Annotated in this window: 15 protein-coding genes; 7 read left to right on the top strand and 8 right to left on the bottom strand. The window is 60.4% G+C overall.

All coding sequences use genetic code 11. From position 1 onward, the window contains the following. Positions 1-111 precede the first annotated feature (111 nt). The 3 genes from ACOYW2_RS23925 to mnmG are packed head-to-tail and all read right to left on the bottom strand — an operon-like array spanning position 112 to position 3,419. A complete protein-coding gene (locus ACOYW2_RS23925) occupies positions 112-927 on the bottom strand; it encodes an ABC transporter permease (RefSeq protein WP_482418359.1) in 816 nt (271 codons plus the stop codon). Beyond that, entirely contained in the window at positions 924-1,544 is a 621-nt protein-coding gene (locus ACOYW2_RS23930; protein WP_482418360.1) for an ABC transporter ATP-binding protein, read from the bottom strand. Before ACOYW2_RS23930 ends, ACOYW2_RS23925 begins: the two co-directional genes overlap by 4 nt. After that, on the bottom strand, positions 1,545-3,419 hold the full coding sequence (gene mnmG, locus ACOYW2_RS23935; protein WP_482768206.1) for a tRNA uridine-5-carboxymethylaminomethyl(34) synthesis enzyme MnmG: 1,875 nt from the start codon (positions 3,417-3,419) through the stop codon (positions 1,545-1,547). It lies immediately after the preceding gene. A gap of 245 nt (positions 3,420-3,664) precedes the next feature. Between mnmG and mnmL the strand changes: the two genes are divergently transcribed. After that, entirely contained in the window at positions 3,665-4,609 is a 945-nt protein-coding gene (gene mnmL / locus ACOYW2_RS23940) for a tRNA modification radical SAM protein MnmL/YtqA (RefSeq protein ID WP_482768207.1), read from the top strand. 12 nt (positions 4,610-4,621) lie between these two features. Here the strand turns inward: mnmL and ACOYW2_RS23945 are convergent, their stop codons facing one another. After that, positions 4,622-5,626, bottom strand: coding sequence for a glycosyltransferase family 9 protein (locus ACOYW2_RS23945; RefSeq protein WP_482768208.1), 1,005 nt, complete (start codon positions 5,624-5,626; stop codon positions 4,622-4,624). Positions 5,627-6,293: 667 nt separating this feature from the next. Next, a complete protein-coding gene (locus tag ACOYW2_RS23950) occupies positions 6,294-7,928 on the bottom strand; it encodes an NAD+ synthase (protein ID WP_482768209.1) in 1,635 nt (544 codons plus the stop codon). A gap of 294 nt (positions 7,929-8,222) precedes the next feature. On the opposite strand from ACOYW2_RS23950, the gene ACOYW2_RS23955 reads away from it, so the two are divergent. Further along, the gene (locus ACOYW2_RS23955; RefSeq protein WP_482420292.1) at positions 8,223-8,453 is read left to right on the top strand and encodes a hypothetical protein; all 231 of its coding nucleotides are present in this window, start codon (positions 8,223-8,225) and stop codon (positions 8,451-8,453) included. A gap of 2 nt (positions 8,454-8,455) precedes the next feature. Next, positions 8,456-8,656, top strand: a complete 201-nt coding sequence (locus ACOYW2_RS23960; protein WP_482418366.1) for a hypothetical protein — start codon at positions 8,456-8,458, stop codon at positions 8,654-8,656. Here ACOYW2_RS23960 and ACOYW2_RS23965 read toward each other — a convergent pair. After that, positions 8,653-9,486 (bottom strand): lysophospholipid acyltransferase family protein, encoded by an 834-nt coding sequence (locus ACOYW2_RS23965; protein ID WP_482768210.1) that lies wholly within the window; start codon positions 9,484-9,486, stop codon positions 8,653-8,655. The two genes, ACOYW2_RS23960 and ACOYW2_RS23965, sit on opposite strands and share 4 nt — an antisense overlap. 132 nt (positions 9,487-9,618) lie before the next feature. Then, positions 9,619-10,107 carry a hypothetical protein gene (locus tag ACOYW2_RS23970; RefSeq protein ID WP_482418368.1) on the bottom strand — a complete coding sequence of 163 codons (489 nt, stop codon included), beginning with the start codon at positions 10,105-10,107 and terminating at the stop codon, positions 9,619-9,621. 292 nt (positions 10,108-10,399) lie between these two features. On the opposite strand from ACOYW2_RS23970, the gene ACOYW2_RS23975 reads away from it, so the two are divergent. Beyond that, entirely contained in the window at positions 10,400-11,311 is a 912-nt protein-coding gene (locus tag ACOYW2_RS23975) for a hypothetical protein (protein ID WP_180137769.1), read from the top strand. Here ACOYW2_RS23975 and ACOYW2_RS23980 read toward each other — a convergent pair. Further along, on the bottom strand, positions 11,308-11,688 hold the full coding sequence (locus tag ACOYW2_RS23980; protein ID WP_482420294.1) for a nucleotide pyrophosphohydrolase: 381 nt from the start codon (positions 11,686-11,688) through the stop codon (positions 11,308-11,310). The two genes, ACOYW2_RS23975 and ACOYW2_RS23980, sit on opposite strands and share 4 nt — an antisense overlap. Positions 11,689-11,881: 193 nt before the next feature. Here ACOYW2_RS23980 and ACOYW2_RS23985 point away from each other — a divergent pair, with 193 nt between their 5' ends. From ACOYW2_RS23985 to ACOYW2_RS23995, 3 genes are all read left to right on the top strand, one after another. After that, on the top strand, positions 11,882-13,159 hold the full coding sequence (locus tag ACOYW2_RS23985; RefSeq protein ID WP_482768211.1) for a peptidase U32 family protein: 1,278 nt from the start codon (positions 11,882-11,884) through the stop codon (positions 13,157-13,159). Positions 13,160-13,391: 232 nt separating this feature from the next. Next, positions 13,392-13,967 carry a response regulator gene (locus ACOYW2_RS23990; protein WP_482768212.1) on the top strand — a complete coding sequence of 192 codons (576 nt, stop codon included), beginning with the start codon at positions 13,392-13,394 and terminating at the stop codon, positions 13,965-13,967. Positions 13,968-13,982: 15 nt separating this feature from the next. After that, positions 13,983-14,648, top strand: a complete 666-nt coding sequence (locus ACOYW2_RS23995; protein ID WP_482768213.1) for a GTP-binding protein — start codon at positions 13,983-13,985, stop codon at positions 14,646-14,648. The last annotated feature ends 16 nt before the right edge of the window (positions 14,649-14,664 follow it).

The raw sequence follows: 14,664 nt of genomic DNA on the forward strand, positions 1-14,664 counted from the left end.
ACGTTATTACCATGTTGTCACCCGGTTTGCTCACCTGCCGGAGATCCAAACGCTTTCGATACAAGGAAAATAGGGCCAATGGCCCCAGGTGTCAAGGACGTCGCCACAATCTTAGCCACCGCGGCCACCGGCCTTGACGAGGCGGTCCAGACGAAGCCTCTGCCGGTCGTCGAACAGGCGCCTGGCCCCAACGGAAACAGCCAGGACCGCACCAAAGCCCGTGCCGGCACTGACAATAAACATGATGAGAATCTGATACTTTACGGCCTCCATGGGAGGGCTCCCCGCCAGGATCTGACCGGTCATCATCCCGGGAAGGCTCACGATACCGGCCACGGCCATGGCATTCAAGGTGGGGATCATGGCACTCCGAATGCTCTCTCGCCGGATCTCCCCAACGGCCTCATCCCAGGTCTGACCAAGGAGCAGGCGCCCTTCAATGACGGCGCTGTCCCTCCAGGCCGTGGAGGTGAGGCGCTCCATGCCGATGGCGATGCCTGTCATGGTATTGCCCAGCATCATGCCCAAAAGGGGAATGGCGTACTGGGGGGCATACCAGGGATCGATACGGATCACGGTGGAGAGCACCAGACAGGTGATGGAAAACGAAGAGAGGGTCATGGCGGCTGTGCCCGTGGCAAACCCCCAGGGGCCGGTAAAACGCCGGGTCTGGCGGCTCATGACCTCACGTCCTGCCGTGGTCACCATGATCACGGCGATGCCAACCAAAAGCAGGGGATGGGCGTGGTCAAAAAGGGTCTTGAGAACCATCCCCACCAGGAGAAGCTGCAAGGTGGTGCGCACGGCGGCCACCACGATCTGACGGGTCACCCCCAGCTCCATGCGAAAGGAGAGCAGGGCCAGGGCCACCACCAGAAGGGCGGCAATGGACAGGTCCACCGGGGAGAGCGCGATCACCGAATTCATCGGCACACCTCCCCGCCGGCTTCGCGCAGCACACCGTCCGCATCAAAGGAGACCACCCGCTGCGCCACGCGGTTGAGCTGATCCACGGAGTGCCCCACCCAGATCACCGGCGCCCGGTGCGCCTGAGCATAATCCTGGATCAGGGACTCCACCCGCCGGGTGCTCTCGCCGTCCAGGTTGGCCGTGGGCTCATCCAGGAGCAGGGCCTGGGGTCGGCGATCCAGAAGACGAAGCAAGGAAAGGCGTTGGCGCTCTCCGCTGGAGAGACGCTTCACCGGCCAGGAGAGGACCTCCTCGCGGAGCCCCAGTACCTCGGGACGCACCGCCTCCGGCGTCAAAAAATGTTGGGCGACCCCGTCGGCCCACCAGGCGCTCTCGCTGGGCAACAACCCCACCATGCGCCGCCACTCGGAAGCGCAAAGGGCATCGCGAGCCGTGGTTCCCAGGCTGACTCGCCCGTCATGGGGTTCCATGTCCGCCACGGCACGCAAAAGGGAACTCTTGCCAATGCCCGAGGGGCCGGACACCCCCACGCATGTTCCTGCGGGCACCGTAAGCCGCACCGGGCCCAGGCCTCGTATGACCAGGTCGTCAATGATCAGGTCGCCGCCCTGCACTTAGTTTCCTCCAAGCCTTTTTAGGTGGATCATGAGAACCGAAAGGGCTGCCGGCGTGATGCCGTCGATACGCGACGCCTGCCCCAGGGAGACCGGCCGCACCTCCATGAGCTTGGCCCGCAGCTCGTTGGAGAGGCCGTGCACCTCCTCAAAGCGAAAATCCTCGGGGATGCGGATCTTTTCCATGTGCTTGAACTTTTCGATCTCGGCCAGCTGGCGGTCGATGTACCCCTCGTATTTCACCTCGATCTCCACCTGCTTGGCCACCCGGGCCTCCACCGGGGGCTCGGCAGGGGCCACGGTCTCCACCACATCATAGCCCACCTTGGCGCGCTTGAGGATCTGGTCCAGGGGTGCCCCGGTCTTGAGGGGGGCGGAATCCCGGGCTTGAAGGTAAGCGTTGATCTCCGGGGAGGGCTTGACCACCACACGCCGGATCCGGCCCATCTCACGGTCGATGGCCGCCTGCCGCTCGCGGACCTGCCGCACGGTGTCCTCGTTTACCAGGCCCAGGTTGTAGGCAATCTCGGTGAGCCGGAGGTCGGCGTTGTCCTCCCGCATCATCAGCCGGTACTCCGCCCGGGAGGTAAAGATGCGGTAAGGCTCCAGGGTGCCCCGGGTGATGAGGTCGTCCACCATCACCCCCATGTAGCCCTGGGAGCGGTCCAGCACAAAGGGAGGCCGGCCCATGACCTTCAAGGCCGCGTTGACGCCGGCCCAGAGTCCCTGGGCCGCGGCCTCCTCGTACCCGGAGGTGCCGTTGATCTGCCCGGCCAGGAAGAGCCCGTCGATTTTTCTGGTCTCCAGGGAGGGACGGAGCTGCACGGGGTTCACGTAGTCGTATTCGATGGCGTAGCCGGGGCGGATGATCTCCGCCTCTTCAAAACCGGGTATGGAGCGCACAAAGGGGATCTGAAGGTCCACGGGCAGGCTGTTGCCCAGCCCCCCGATGTACATCTCCCGGGTGTCGATCCCCTCGGGCTCCAGGATCACCTGGTGGGAGACCCGGTCGGGAAACTTCACGGCCTTGTCCTCAAAAGAGGGGCAGTAGCGGGCCGACACCCCCTTGATGGTGCCACAGTAGAGGGGAGAACGGGCGAGGTTCTCCATAACAACATTGCGGGTGGCCTCGGTGGTGTGACCGATGAAACTGGGCAGCTGGGGCAAGGGGGCGTGGGTGGATGAAAAAGAGAAAAAGCAGGGGGTCTCGTCGGCCCGGTGCTCCTCCAGCTGAGAGTAATCGATGGTATCCCGGTGAACCCTCGGCGGGGTGCCGGTCTTCATGCGCCCCATCTCCAGGCCCAGCTCCTTCATGGAGGCTGCCAGGCCGTAGGAACCGAACTCACCGGCACGCCCGGCCTTAATGGCACACTCCCCGATATGGACGAGGCCGCCCAGAAAGGTCCCGGCGGCGATGACCACGGCCCCGGCTCCGTAGCCGAAGCCGGTCTGGTCCACCACCCCTGTCACCGCGCCACCTTCAACCACAAGGCGCTCCACCATCCCCTGCTTCAGGTGCAGGTTTGCCTGGCCTTCGAGAACCGCTTTCATGGTACGATGGTAAATGTTCTTGTCGTTCTGGGTCCGGGTGGAGTGAACGGCGGGCCCCTTCTTGGTGTTGAGGGTTTTGAACTGAATGGCCGAGGCATCAGAGGCCTTGCCCATCTCCCCGCCCATGGCGTCCACCTCCCGTACCAGATGCCCCTTGGCCGTGCCGCCGATGGACGGGCTGCAGGGCATGGACGCCACCTTGTCCAGGTCTATGGCCAGAATCAGGGTGGAAAGCCCCATGCGGGCCGAGGCCAGCGCCGCTTCACACCCGGCATGGCCGCCCCCCACCACAATCACATCATATTTTCGTGTCGTTGATACCATCTCTCGCCTGCTCGTTTGTCTGCCAGAAGGATCAAACAACCGGAGATCATTTTTCATTTCGACCTCTCCGGCCGTTCGATGTATGATGGGCCTCTGCCGGGGGATAGCCCCAACGCAAAAAGCCGGTTTTCACCGACTGAGCCCATCGGCAGCTCCGGGGGCCCGCGTGGCGCAGGATCCCGAAACGCCATCACATTTTTACGATCATCCCCTTAATATATTATCGGGTTTCAAGCAAGGTCAATATGAACGCAACACAGGCAAAACGGTACACAGATCTCAACAGCCACCTTAAAGAACGCTTCGGCAAACGGGTGCAGAAACTCACCGTAGACGCGGGCTTCACCTGCCCTAACCGAGACGGGCACACCGGAACCGGGGGGTGTATTTTCTGCAACGAAAAAGGATCGGGCAACGGAGCGCACCTGCTGGGCACCTCGGTGTCGGAGCAGATCCGGCAGGGGCGCCTTGCCCTGTTCAAACGCTACAAGGCAAAGCTCTTTCTGGTCTACTTTCAGGCCTACAGCAACACCTACGCCCCTGTGCAGCGCCTGAAGGCCCTCTACGACGAGGCCCTGGCCTTTGACGACGTGGTGGGTCTGGCCATCGGCACAAGGCCCGACTGCGTGGACGAAGAGAAGCTGGCCCTTTTAGACGCCTACTCCAAAGAGAAACTCGTCTGGATCGAATACGGCCTTCAGTCAGCCCACGACACAACCCTGGCCGCCATAAACCGCGGCCATGACGTGGCCTGCTTCAAAGAGGCCGTGGCCCTCACCCGAAAAACAGCCCCTGAAGTCAAAATCTGCGCCCACATCATCCTGGGGCTCCCCGGAGAGAGCCGGGAGATGATGCTGGAGGGGGCCCGGCTCCTGGCGGACCTGGGCGTGGACGGGGTCAAGCTGCACCTCCTGTACGTGGTCAAGGACACCCCTTTGGACACCCTCTACCTGAACGGGGACTACACCTGCATGGAAGAGGACGACTATGTGGAGACCGTGTGCGACTTCCTGGAGCTGCTTCCCCCGGAGATGGTGATCCAGCGCCTCACCGGCGACCCCCATCGCGATGAGCTTCGCGCCCCCCAGTGGCCCCTGAAAAAAGGGACCACCCTGGCCCGCATCCAGGCCACCTTAGAGAGCAGGGGCACCTGCCAGGGCTCCCGGTACATCAAGCCGGAGAACGCATAGCGACACCGCAAATCACGCCAGGGCGCCTTTGATGGCATCCACAATCTGCTCAGTTGACGGTACCGCCCCGTCGGCCTGCATCACGATATGGTGACGGCCGTCCAGGGGCGTGTAGCGAAAGGGCACCGAGGAATAAAAAACACCGACACTGGGGGTGTGGGTAGCCACGGCCACGTTGCGCACCCCCGTGTCCGGAGAGACAACCAGCCGGGCCCTTGCGACCCTGTCGATCAACCCGTCCAGGGGCAGGCAGGGCTGGATCGACACATTGCCCCGTTCCGTCAGGCCGAGAAAACAATCCCCTTTTTCGTAGTCGTTTTTCCCCTCCAGGTAGACATGCTGGTACTCGGGAAGCTCCCGGGAGGCGAGCTCAAGGACCTCTTTCATCTGTGCCTGGGGCAGTATTTTCAGCACCGACGAGGCGCCATTGAAATAGAGAATGGAGGGAGCGGGGCGGGACGGGTCGTACAACGCCAGGTGACTGGGGTACCCGAAATCCAGGGGGCGCGAGGGATTGTGCCCCAGAAGTTTCAGCATGTCCAGCATGCACTCCAGCTCCGGCTGAAAGTCGGAACGGAAAACGGCCACGTTGTAGAGAACCCCGTAAAAATAGGATTTGTAAGGAAAGCCGAATTTCAGCGTCGCCTTGCTTAAGAGAGTCATCCACCGGGACCGGCTGGTCCCTGCAATATCAAAGATGATGTCTTGATGCGGGAGCTGCCTGAGGTCCCGAAACCGCTCCAAGGGGCTCATCTCTCTCTTTTGCTCCCGGCCTGCCACGATGATCGTGGTGTCGGCCAAATCGGACGGGATGCCGTATCGATAGTTGGACACGCCAACCAGGGTGATCTCGGCATTGGGAAAAAATTTTCTGACTTCGATGAGAAAGGGCCGGGCGATGACCTGGTCCCCCAGGGCCGCATGGCGGATAACGGCAATATTCTTGATTTTTTTTCGGGAAAAGTCTTTTTCAATATATCTGGCACGCTGGAGGCATACCCGCCGCGCTGAAACCATAAATGATTCATGTCGGATTATCCAATACACGTATCGATTACAACCGTTTACCACAACTGCTTCCGATATGGACACTTCACATCAAACCAATTACAGACTGACTTCACATGTGCTTATCAATAAACATTGATAACAATGAAAAACTTAAAACACAAGAGATTCAAAAAGTGGACGTTGACACAAAGAAAAATGGTGCTGCGTATTGTCGGACTTTATGACACCACACCCATAAAATCCGACAATACGTGCCAGAAGGGAATTCCTGAAATGAAAGAAGAAAGGGCCAGGAGCTGCGTACCTGACAGTTTTCCGTCGCGGGCCTTGGCACCGGTCACGGGCAGCAGGTGGGCCGTTTGTCGGTGGGGGCGCCGGGGTGGAAGCACGACGCCGAACTAAGTTCGCATCGAAGTACACCCCGTCGCTTTGTTGGAGATTATATGCAGCCCCCCCGGGCTTTGTACATAGAGTAATGCATTCATTTACCTAGGGGATCCCCCCAAGCCCATCCGTGTAACGGCTCAAAGCACTGCAAATTCGAGCATTCAAGGACATCAAAGGCATTGTTTTTACGGCCCCTTGCCTTTACTACCCCGTCAGTCGAAGACAGGGACAGACCCGAGACAAAAAAGAAAATCCCGTGCTCCATCCCCCATCGGGTAGTACGGCATCAGATCCGCTTGGCAATGGGATAACGTCGCCCGCTGCCAAAGGCCTTGGCCGTCACCCGAAGCCCCGGGGCCGCCTGCTGGCGCTTGTATTCGTTGATCTCAACCCGCCGGACCACATCGGCCACCACCGCCGCGTCAAACCCCATGGCCTCGATCTCCGCAGGTGCCTTTACCTCCTCCACATAGGCGTGCAAAATGGCATCCAGCACCTCGTAAGGGGGCAGCTCATCCTGGTCGGACTGGTCGGGCCTGAGTTCTGCCGACGGCACCTTGTCGATGATTCGCTGCGGGATCACCTCCCCATTGCGGTTTACATACCGGGAGATATCCCACACAAGGGTCTTGGGTACATCGGAGATGACGGCCACCCCCCCGTTCATGTCCCCGTAAAGGGTGCAGTATCCCACGGCCAGTTCGGACTTGTTGCCGGTGGTGAGCACCAGGGCGCCGGTCTTGTTGGAGAGGGCCATGAGCAGGGTGCCCCGGACCCGGGCCTGGATGTTCTGCTCGGTGACACCGTGCTCCTCCCGACAGAACACCTCCGACGCCCCCAAAAAGGCATCAAACATGGGAGCGATGGGCACCACATCGTACTGGGTCCCCAGATTCTCTGCCAGGGACCGGGTATCCACGTCGTTGTCCGAGGAGGTGTACTCCGACGGCATAAAGACCGTGGAGACATTCTCGCCCCCCAGGGCGTCGGCGGCAACCGCAGCGGTGAGGGCCGAGTCAATGCCACCGGAGAGCCCGATGACCACTTTCTTGAAACCGCACTTGGTGACGTAATCCCGGGTGCCCATGACCAGGGCGCGGTAGACCTCTTCCTCCACGCAGGAAGGGGCCGCGGCAATGCGCTGAGGGCTCTTCTCCATGGGCTCGAAGACCAGAAGATCCTCCTCGAAGGAGGCGCCACGGGCGGCCAGGGTGCCGTCATCGTGAAAGCCCAGGCTTCCCCCGTCAAAGAGCAGGTGATCGTTGCCCCCCACCTGGTTGACGTAACACACCGGCACCTTGTGGCGACGGGCCACCGAAGAGATGAGTGTCTCGCGAAAAGCGGGTTTCCCGGCGTTAAAGGGGGATGCCGAAATGTTGATGAGCAGCTCAGCCCCCTTTTCGCAGAGGTCTGACACAGGATCCACGCGATACTTCCGGGAGGAGAATACTTCCTTGTCGTTCCACATGTCCTCGCAGATGGTGATGCCGAGCCGCACCCCGTTCCACATCACAGGATGGGACTCGCTGCCCGGTTCAAAGTACCTGCGCTCATCGAACACGTCATAGGTGGGCAACAGCCGTTTCCGGACCTTGTGGAGCACCCGGCCGTCTTCAAAGAGAAGGGCTGCGTTGTAGAGGTTGTTCTCCCCTGGTTCGCCGTTTCTCTCCACATACCCGAGAAGAACGGCAATGCCCCGGACCCGTTCCATGAGTCGCTCAACGGCCTCCAGGTTGTCCGCAATAAAGGAGCGCCTCTCCAGAAGGTCGCGCGGCGGGTACCCGCTCACGGCAAGCTCCGGAAAAACCACCAGGCGGCACCCCGCCTCCCTGGCCTTGGCCGCAGCCGCCTCCATTTTTCGGCAATTGCCCTCAAAATCTCCGATGACCGGATTGATCTGCCCTGCTGCTATTCTCACCATATTCATGCTTCCGTGCTTGTTCCGCTTTTCCAATCACGCCCCGCCGTCGCAGAGCCCCTATCCATTTGAATTTTTGACATATTGTGTCTATGCCGCCATTCTTCACCCGGATAGTATCCCACCTAAGCCACCGCGGTCAAACCCTATTCATACCAAGGGCTTGTTCCAACCACAGCGGGGTATCTTTCAGCCACAGGGTGTGCTATAGTCTCCTGCCTACCGAGCAGATATCCCAAGATGCCGTATTGTATAAAAAAAGAGCCCAAAGGGCTCCAACACAGTGACTGAGACGCCATGAACACCACACACCACCGCTTAAAATCCACGGCCATGGCCGTTACCGCCTGGCTCCTGGTCCTTGCCGGGGCGGGCACCCTTGTGCCCTGGACACAGGCCACGGAACCCAATGTCATCGGTTACCGCTCCCTCTGCTCCTTCGCCCCTTTCTCCACCCTCATCTGCCTCATGGGTGCCAACATCCTGCTGACCCTTCGAAAACGCCTCACCGCTGCGTCAGAGGAGTAGTCGTGCCGAAAATAATCCGACTCTGTTTTATCGGGGCCCTCCACGCCACCTGCTACCTGTGGCTGATTCCGCAGGTCATCATGCCCCGTTTCGGCTCCACGGGCTCCAGGGCGGCCGTGGCCTGCGTGGTGACCCTCTCCCTGATTCTGGTCACCCTCATGTTCCGCAAGAAAAAGCAACCGGAAAAAAAGACCGGGCGTTAAACGTCTTCCAGTTCCGTGCGGATCGTGTTGCGCACGCGGTTGACAATGGCACCCAGCTCCTCTTTTTTGTAGGCCCGGACATCCACCGGGTCATGGACCACAAGGGAAACGCCCCCGGGCATCAACTCGGTGCTCCCCTTGGGAAGAATGTCGCGGGTCCCCTTGATGGTCACGGGAAGGATGGGCAATCCCAGGTCATGGGCAAACCGGAAAGCCCCTTTCTTAAAAGGATTGAGGCTGCCGTCGTCGCTACGGGTCCCTTCGGGAAAGAAGATCACCGAGGTGCCCCCCCGGACTTTTTTGCGGGCGTGGTTGAGGGTGGAGACGGCCTTTGCGCTGTCGCTGCGATCGATGAAGATATGGCCCATGCTCTTGCAGACCCAGCCGATGAGGGGAACCTTCTCCAGCTCTTTTTTCATCACCCACTTGATATCCAGGCCGAGCCAGCCGTAGAGGACATAGATGTCGTAGTGGCTCAGATGGTTGGCCACCACCACGTAGGAGACACCGTCCCGGATCTTCTCCCGACCCGACACCGACACCCACATGGGGGTCATGAAGCTGTTGACCCGGGCCCAGAAGGTGGCGATGGTTTTCGACGCGAAGTTTGGGGAGACGGTCACGGAAAGCAGCACGGCCAGGGGAGCCAGCACCAGGGTGGAGAGCCCCAGAAACGGCACCACCACACCCCATCGGTAGGGCCAGTACAAAAAGCGACCGAACCGCCCCCACACCCGGTCCCATGCACACTCCACGTTGCCGCCCCACTCTTCTGCGTATCGCCTGAGGGCGGCCTCCACACTGTTTTTTGTCCCGTTGCCCATTGCCATTGTCTCTCTCCTGCGGGGATCCTGCACCCAAAAAATAATCATTGGCCGCGGGGACACAGTACGCACGTTCCCGCGATCTTAGTTTTCCACAGCCATGCCAGAGGGTCTGCGACAGAACCCTAAGGCCGCGCCTTAGACCTTGTCCTTCACCTCATTCCAGAAACTCTCCACCCCCTCTTTCCATCCGCTCAGGTAGGTGTCGATGAACCCCTGGAACCGCTTCTGGGCGGTGCGCCCGGTGATGGCGAAACGCTCGGACTGATGCTTCAGGACCTGGGAAAAGTAGTCCCCCAGGTGCTCGTCCTTAAAGGGGTTGCCCCCCGGCGTCCAGCCCAGGGCGTACTGCAGCTCCCGGTAGTGGGCCGTGCGGGACCACTCCAGGCCCGCCCGTTTTCCCTCTTCGATGAAGTTGGCCTCGAACTCGGCCTTTTCACGTTTCAGGCGTTCCACCACGCTGGACATGTCCAGCTCGTCATGGATCTTCTGTCGAAGCGCTTCCTTCTTGCGGATCATGTTGGATATGGAGCGCTGGAAAACCTGGGAAAAGTTCATGCTGGAGCGCCACTCTTTCATGCGCTCGTAGAGCTCGTCCGGCACGCTGATCGTCACTTTTTTTGCCATGTGTATCCCCCGAAATGGTCGCAATATTACCCACTACAACCTGCCACACCCCATCAATACGTGTCAATAAAACAATACGTACTATCCCGAGACTACGTACCGCACCCCCGTCCCCGGAAAATGGGTCCATGGCCCCGGTCACCGGTATTTCCCCACCGCTGTGCGCCCTTGGGGAAAACCCTGTGGCCCCGCCCCCTCTTCTGTGATAATGAATGATGCAGTTGTAAAATATTGAGGTTACGGCGCCTCCCGTGAGGTTCTCGGGGGCCGGTATGAATGTTTTTGGAGTGATATGATGAAACAGTGGGTTTTTGTAGTGGTCCTTTTGGTTCTGGCAACCGCCTGTGCTCGCCCTCCCCAGTATGTTCCCAGCAAAAAACCGGCCCGGTTCAGTTATGAATCCGCCGTGGACGGTCAAATCGGCACCCTCTCCACCCAGGTGGCCAAACAGCTCACGCGACGACGCATCCGCCGCGTGGCCGTCAAGGAGTTTACCCGCATCGACGGCAAACGCAAGCAGCTGGAAAAATACCTGGAGATGGAGGTCTCGGACAAATTGTTCAAAACCGGCTACTTCACGGTGGTGCGCAGCGAAATGCTGGAGGCCACCGGGGAAGACAGCGTCCTCGGGCTCGTTGAGAGCGCGGTGACCAAAAACTCCGATATCAAGGAAGAGGATGCCCGCAAGGTGGGTCGCGCCCTGAACATCGACGCCATCGTGGTGGGCCACACCGTGGTGCTGGGCAACGCGGTGAAGCTCTCCATCCAGCTCATCTCCACGGGCACGGGCGGCGTCTTCGGCTCGGCCTCGGCCATGATCACCAAGGACCGGAACATCCGCACCCTGCTGGACGAAAAGGCCGCGGGCAAGGCCGCCTCCCTGGGTCGCAACGGTGAGTACGGGGACTTTATCAACACCGGGGAGAACCAGTACCACGAGCTGGTCCCCGACCTCTACACACTCTACGTGAAGCAGGTCAACGACCAGATGGACATCTTTGCCGAGACCGGCCCCACCGTGGAGCTCTTCTTGAACGACGAGTACAAGGTCATGGGCGTCGACGAAATGGTCTCCTTTACCCTGGACGAAAAAACCTACGTCCTGACCCTGCGCAAAATCTCCGGCCGAAGCGCTGTCTTCAGCTTTGCCAAGCTGAGAAACGCCTCGGATGACGAAGAGGCCCAGGCGCCGCCCGAGCCCTAATCGTCAGTGGGCCCCGGCGCCGAACCGGGGTCCCTGTCCTTAAAAAGTTTGGGGTTGTTCCAGTGCCGGGTCTTGTCCCGAGCGCTTTTTTTGGCAAGGTTCCTGGCCAGGGCCTCGGGCAGGTCCACCCCCGTCTGGTTGGCGATGCAGACCAGCACAAACATGAGATCGGCCAGCTCGTCCCCCAGGTCCGGGGCGGGCTCTTCCCGCTTGAAGCTCTGGTCCCCGTACACCCGCGTCATGATCCGGGCCACCTCACCGGCCTCTTCCAGCAGGATCCCCAGGTTGGTGAGCTCGGAAAAATACCGCACCCCCACCTCTTTCACCCAGCGGTCCACCCTCTCCTGATATTCGCGTATGCCCGTGTCATTTTTCATGCCGTGCGTCCTTTCCTGTCACTGGTTGTGGAAACGGCCCCTCCATACCACGGCGCGTTGCAAAGGGGGAACCCTTTTGGTAGAGTCGTCACGTCCGGGTGCCGAGCCCCGCAGGGCCCGTCCCCTTATCAACCTTTATATATAATCCAGGCCCCTGGGGCCCGGAACCCCGTACCCAAGGGATACACGAACCATGAGCAACCGAGTTGAACTCCTCGCACCGGCGGGAAATCCGGAAAAACTGGAAATTGCCGTCCACTACGGCGCCGACGCCGTCTACCTGGCGGGCAAGGCCTTCTCCCTCAGGAACTTTTCAGGCAACTTTACCTTGGAGGAGATGGCGGCGGGCATCCGCCACGCCCACGCCCACGGCGTCAAGGTCTACGTGGCCTGCAACGTCTATGCGCGAAACGACGAACTCGACGCCATGCGCGATTACCTCGCCGCCCTGGCCGAGGTGAAACCCGACGCCCTCATCGTGGCCGACCCGGCCATTTTTGCCGCGGCCCGGTCCATCGCCCCCGGCATCGATCTCCATATCAGCACCCAGGCCAACACCACCAATCAGGAGACCGCCCTCTTCTGGAAGTCCCTGGGCGCCACTCGCATCAACGTGGCCCGGGAGCTGCCCCTCACCGACATCAAGGGGGTGGTGGACAACGGCGGCCTGGAGGTGGAGGCCTTTGTCCACGGGGCCATGTGCATCTCCTACTCCGGCCGCTGCCTTCTCTCCAGCTACCTCACCAACCGGGACAGCAACCGGGGCCAGTGCAGTCACCCCTGCCGGTGGAAGTACTCCGTAGTGGAAGAGATGCGCCCGGGGCACTACCACCCGGTTCAGGAGGACGAAAGGGGCTCGTACATCTTCAACTCCAAAGACCTCTGCATGATCGACCACGTCCCCGCCCTCATCGAATCAGGCATCCACTCCCTGAAAATCGAGGGGCGCATGAAGGGCATCAACTACCTGGCCTCGGTGGTGAAGACCTACCGGGAGGCCATCGACGCCTACTACGAGGACCCGAAACACTACACGACCCGTCCGGAGTGGGGCGAAGAGCTCTCCCGCATCAACAGCCGGGAGTACTCCACCGGATTCTACTTCGGCTACGAAGGGGACGCCGCCCCCAACTACGGGGACTCCCGTCCCGGCACCATTCACCGCTTTGCCGGCAAGATCACGGCTGTGGACGGATGCCGCGCCACCCTCCACGTACGCAACAAAATCACCGTGGGCCAGGAGGTGGAGGTCCTCACGCGAAAAGGACCTGCCAGCCCCGACACCATCGCTGCCATTGAACGTCTTGACGGGCATGCTCTGGAGCTGGCCCAGCCCAACACCTGTGTGGGCGTCACCCTCAACGGGAGCTACGCGCCAAACGACCTGATTCGCATCGCCGAAGAGACCACGTACGGCCACGCCCCCGGCGCGTCCCGGCTGCCCAAAAGCGGCAGCGCCCCGCGCTCCTGATCAAAAAGCAGCCTGTTTCAGGAGAGTTGCAACCTCCTGACAGGCTGTGATATTATGAATCCATAGCTCCCGGTTCCAACCAGACCCTGTCCCCCCCCTTTTTTACTGAGTCCCCCAAAGCGCCCCTTCTCCGTCCCTACCCCATTGGGAGATAACGAGCCCGTTCCTGCGGCTCCGATCATCCCGGGAAGCCCCGCCCGCCCCCACCCGTTCACCATGACAGAGGTGACCCATGAATAACAAAGTCGTTTTTGTGGATGACGAAAAACCCATTCTGGACTCCATCTCCCGCGCCTTTCGAAACGAGCCTTACAAGATCTACGCCTTTGACGACCCGACCACCGCCCTTGAAGAGCTCCACGTCATCAAACCGGCCGTGGTGATCTCCGACCGCATGATGCCTGACATGGACGGCTCGGAGTTTCTGGAGAAGGTCCGCATCCGCTGGCCCTCGGTGGTGCGCATCATGCTCACCGGCCACTCCGACATCGACGCCACCATCACCGTCATTAATAAAGGCCACATCTTCCGGTTCATCAACAAGCCCTGGAGCAAGGCCGAGCTTAAAATGTCGGTGAAAAACGGGGTGGACCACTTCAACCTGGCCATGGAAAACAAGCAGATGTCCCAGGTGATCAAACAGAAAAACGAAGCCCTGCTGGCCCTGAACAGCGAGATGGAAAACCGCCTGAGGTCCTGCCTCACCGATGTGGAGGAGACCGCCAGGCAGTACAAGGAACTCAACTGCCGCCTTCAGGAAACCCTGACGGCCATCATCACCGATATCGAACAGGCCAAAGGAAGTTGACAAAAGGGGGTTCCAATGGCCGAGATCCTCGATGAAGAAAAAAAAATCGTCATCAAGATCGTTTACTACGGACCGGCCCTCTCCGGGAAGACCACCAACCTCATGCAGCTTCACGACCTCATCCGGCCAGGCCGGTGCGGCGACCTCATGAGCCTGGAGACCCGGGGTGACCGCACCCTTTTCTTTGACCTGCTCCCCATTCTTGCCAGCACCGACGGGGAGTACCGGGTAAAAATCAAGCTCTTTACCGTCCCCGGCCAGGTGGCCCACGATGCCACGCGCAAGGCGGTCCTCTCCCGGGCCGACGGGGTGGTGTTTGTGGCCGACTCCCAGACGGCACAGGCCCTCAACAACTTTCAGAGCTTTGAAAACCTGGAAAAAAACGCCGGGCGCATCGGCCTGGACTTCGAGCACCTCCCCCTGGTGATCCAGTTCAACAAGCGGGATCTCCCGGACATCCTCACCACCGAGGAGATCCGCTCACGCTGGGAGCCGTCGGGGCTCCCCGTCACCTTCTCCACCGCCCTCACCGGTCAAGGGGTCCGCACCACCTTCGAAACCATTCTCTCGGCCACCTACCGCAGTCTGGACGCCTCCCACGACCTGGGAGGCAGCTACCGGATCATGGAAGAGAACCTTCATTCGGTGCTGCCTTCCCACACCGACCCCGTGAGCCATTGACCCAAACCCAAGGAGC

This window comes from Desulfoluna sp. CLI2B, from assembly GCF_056847375.1.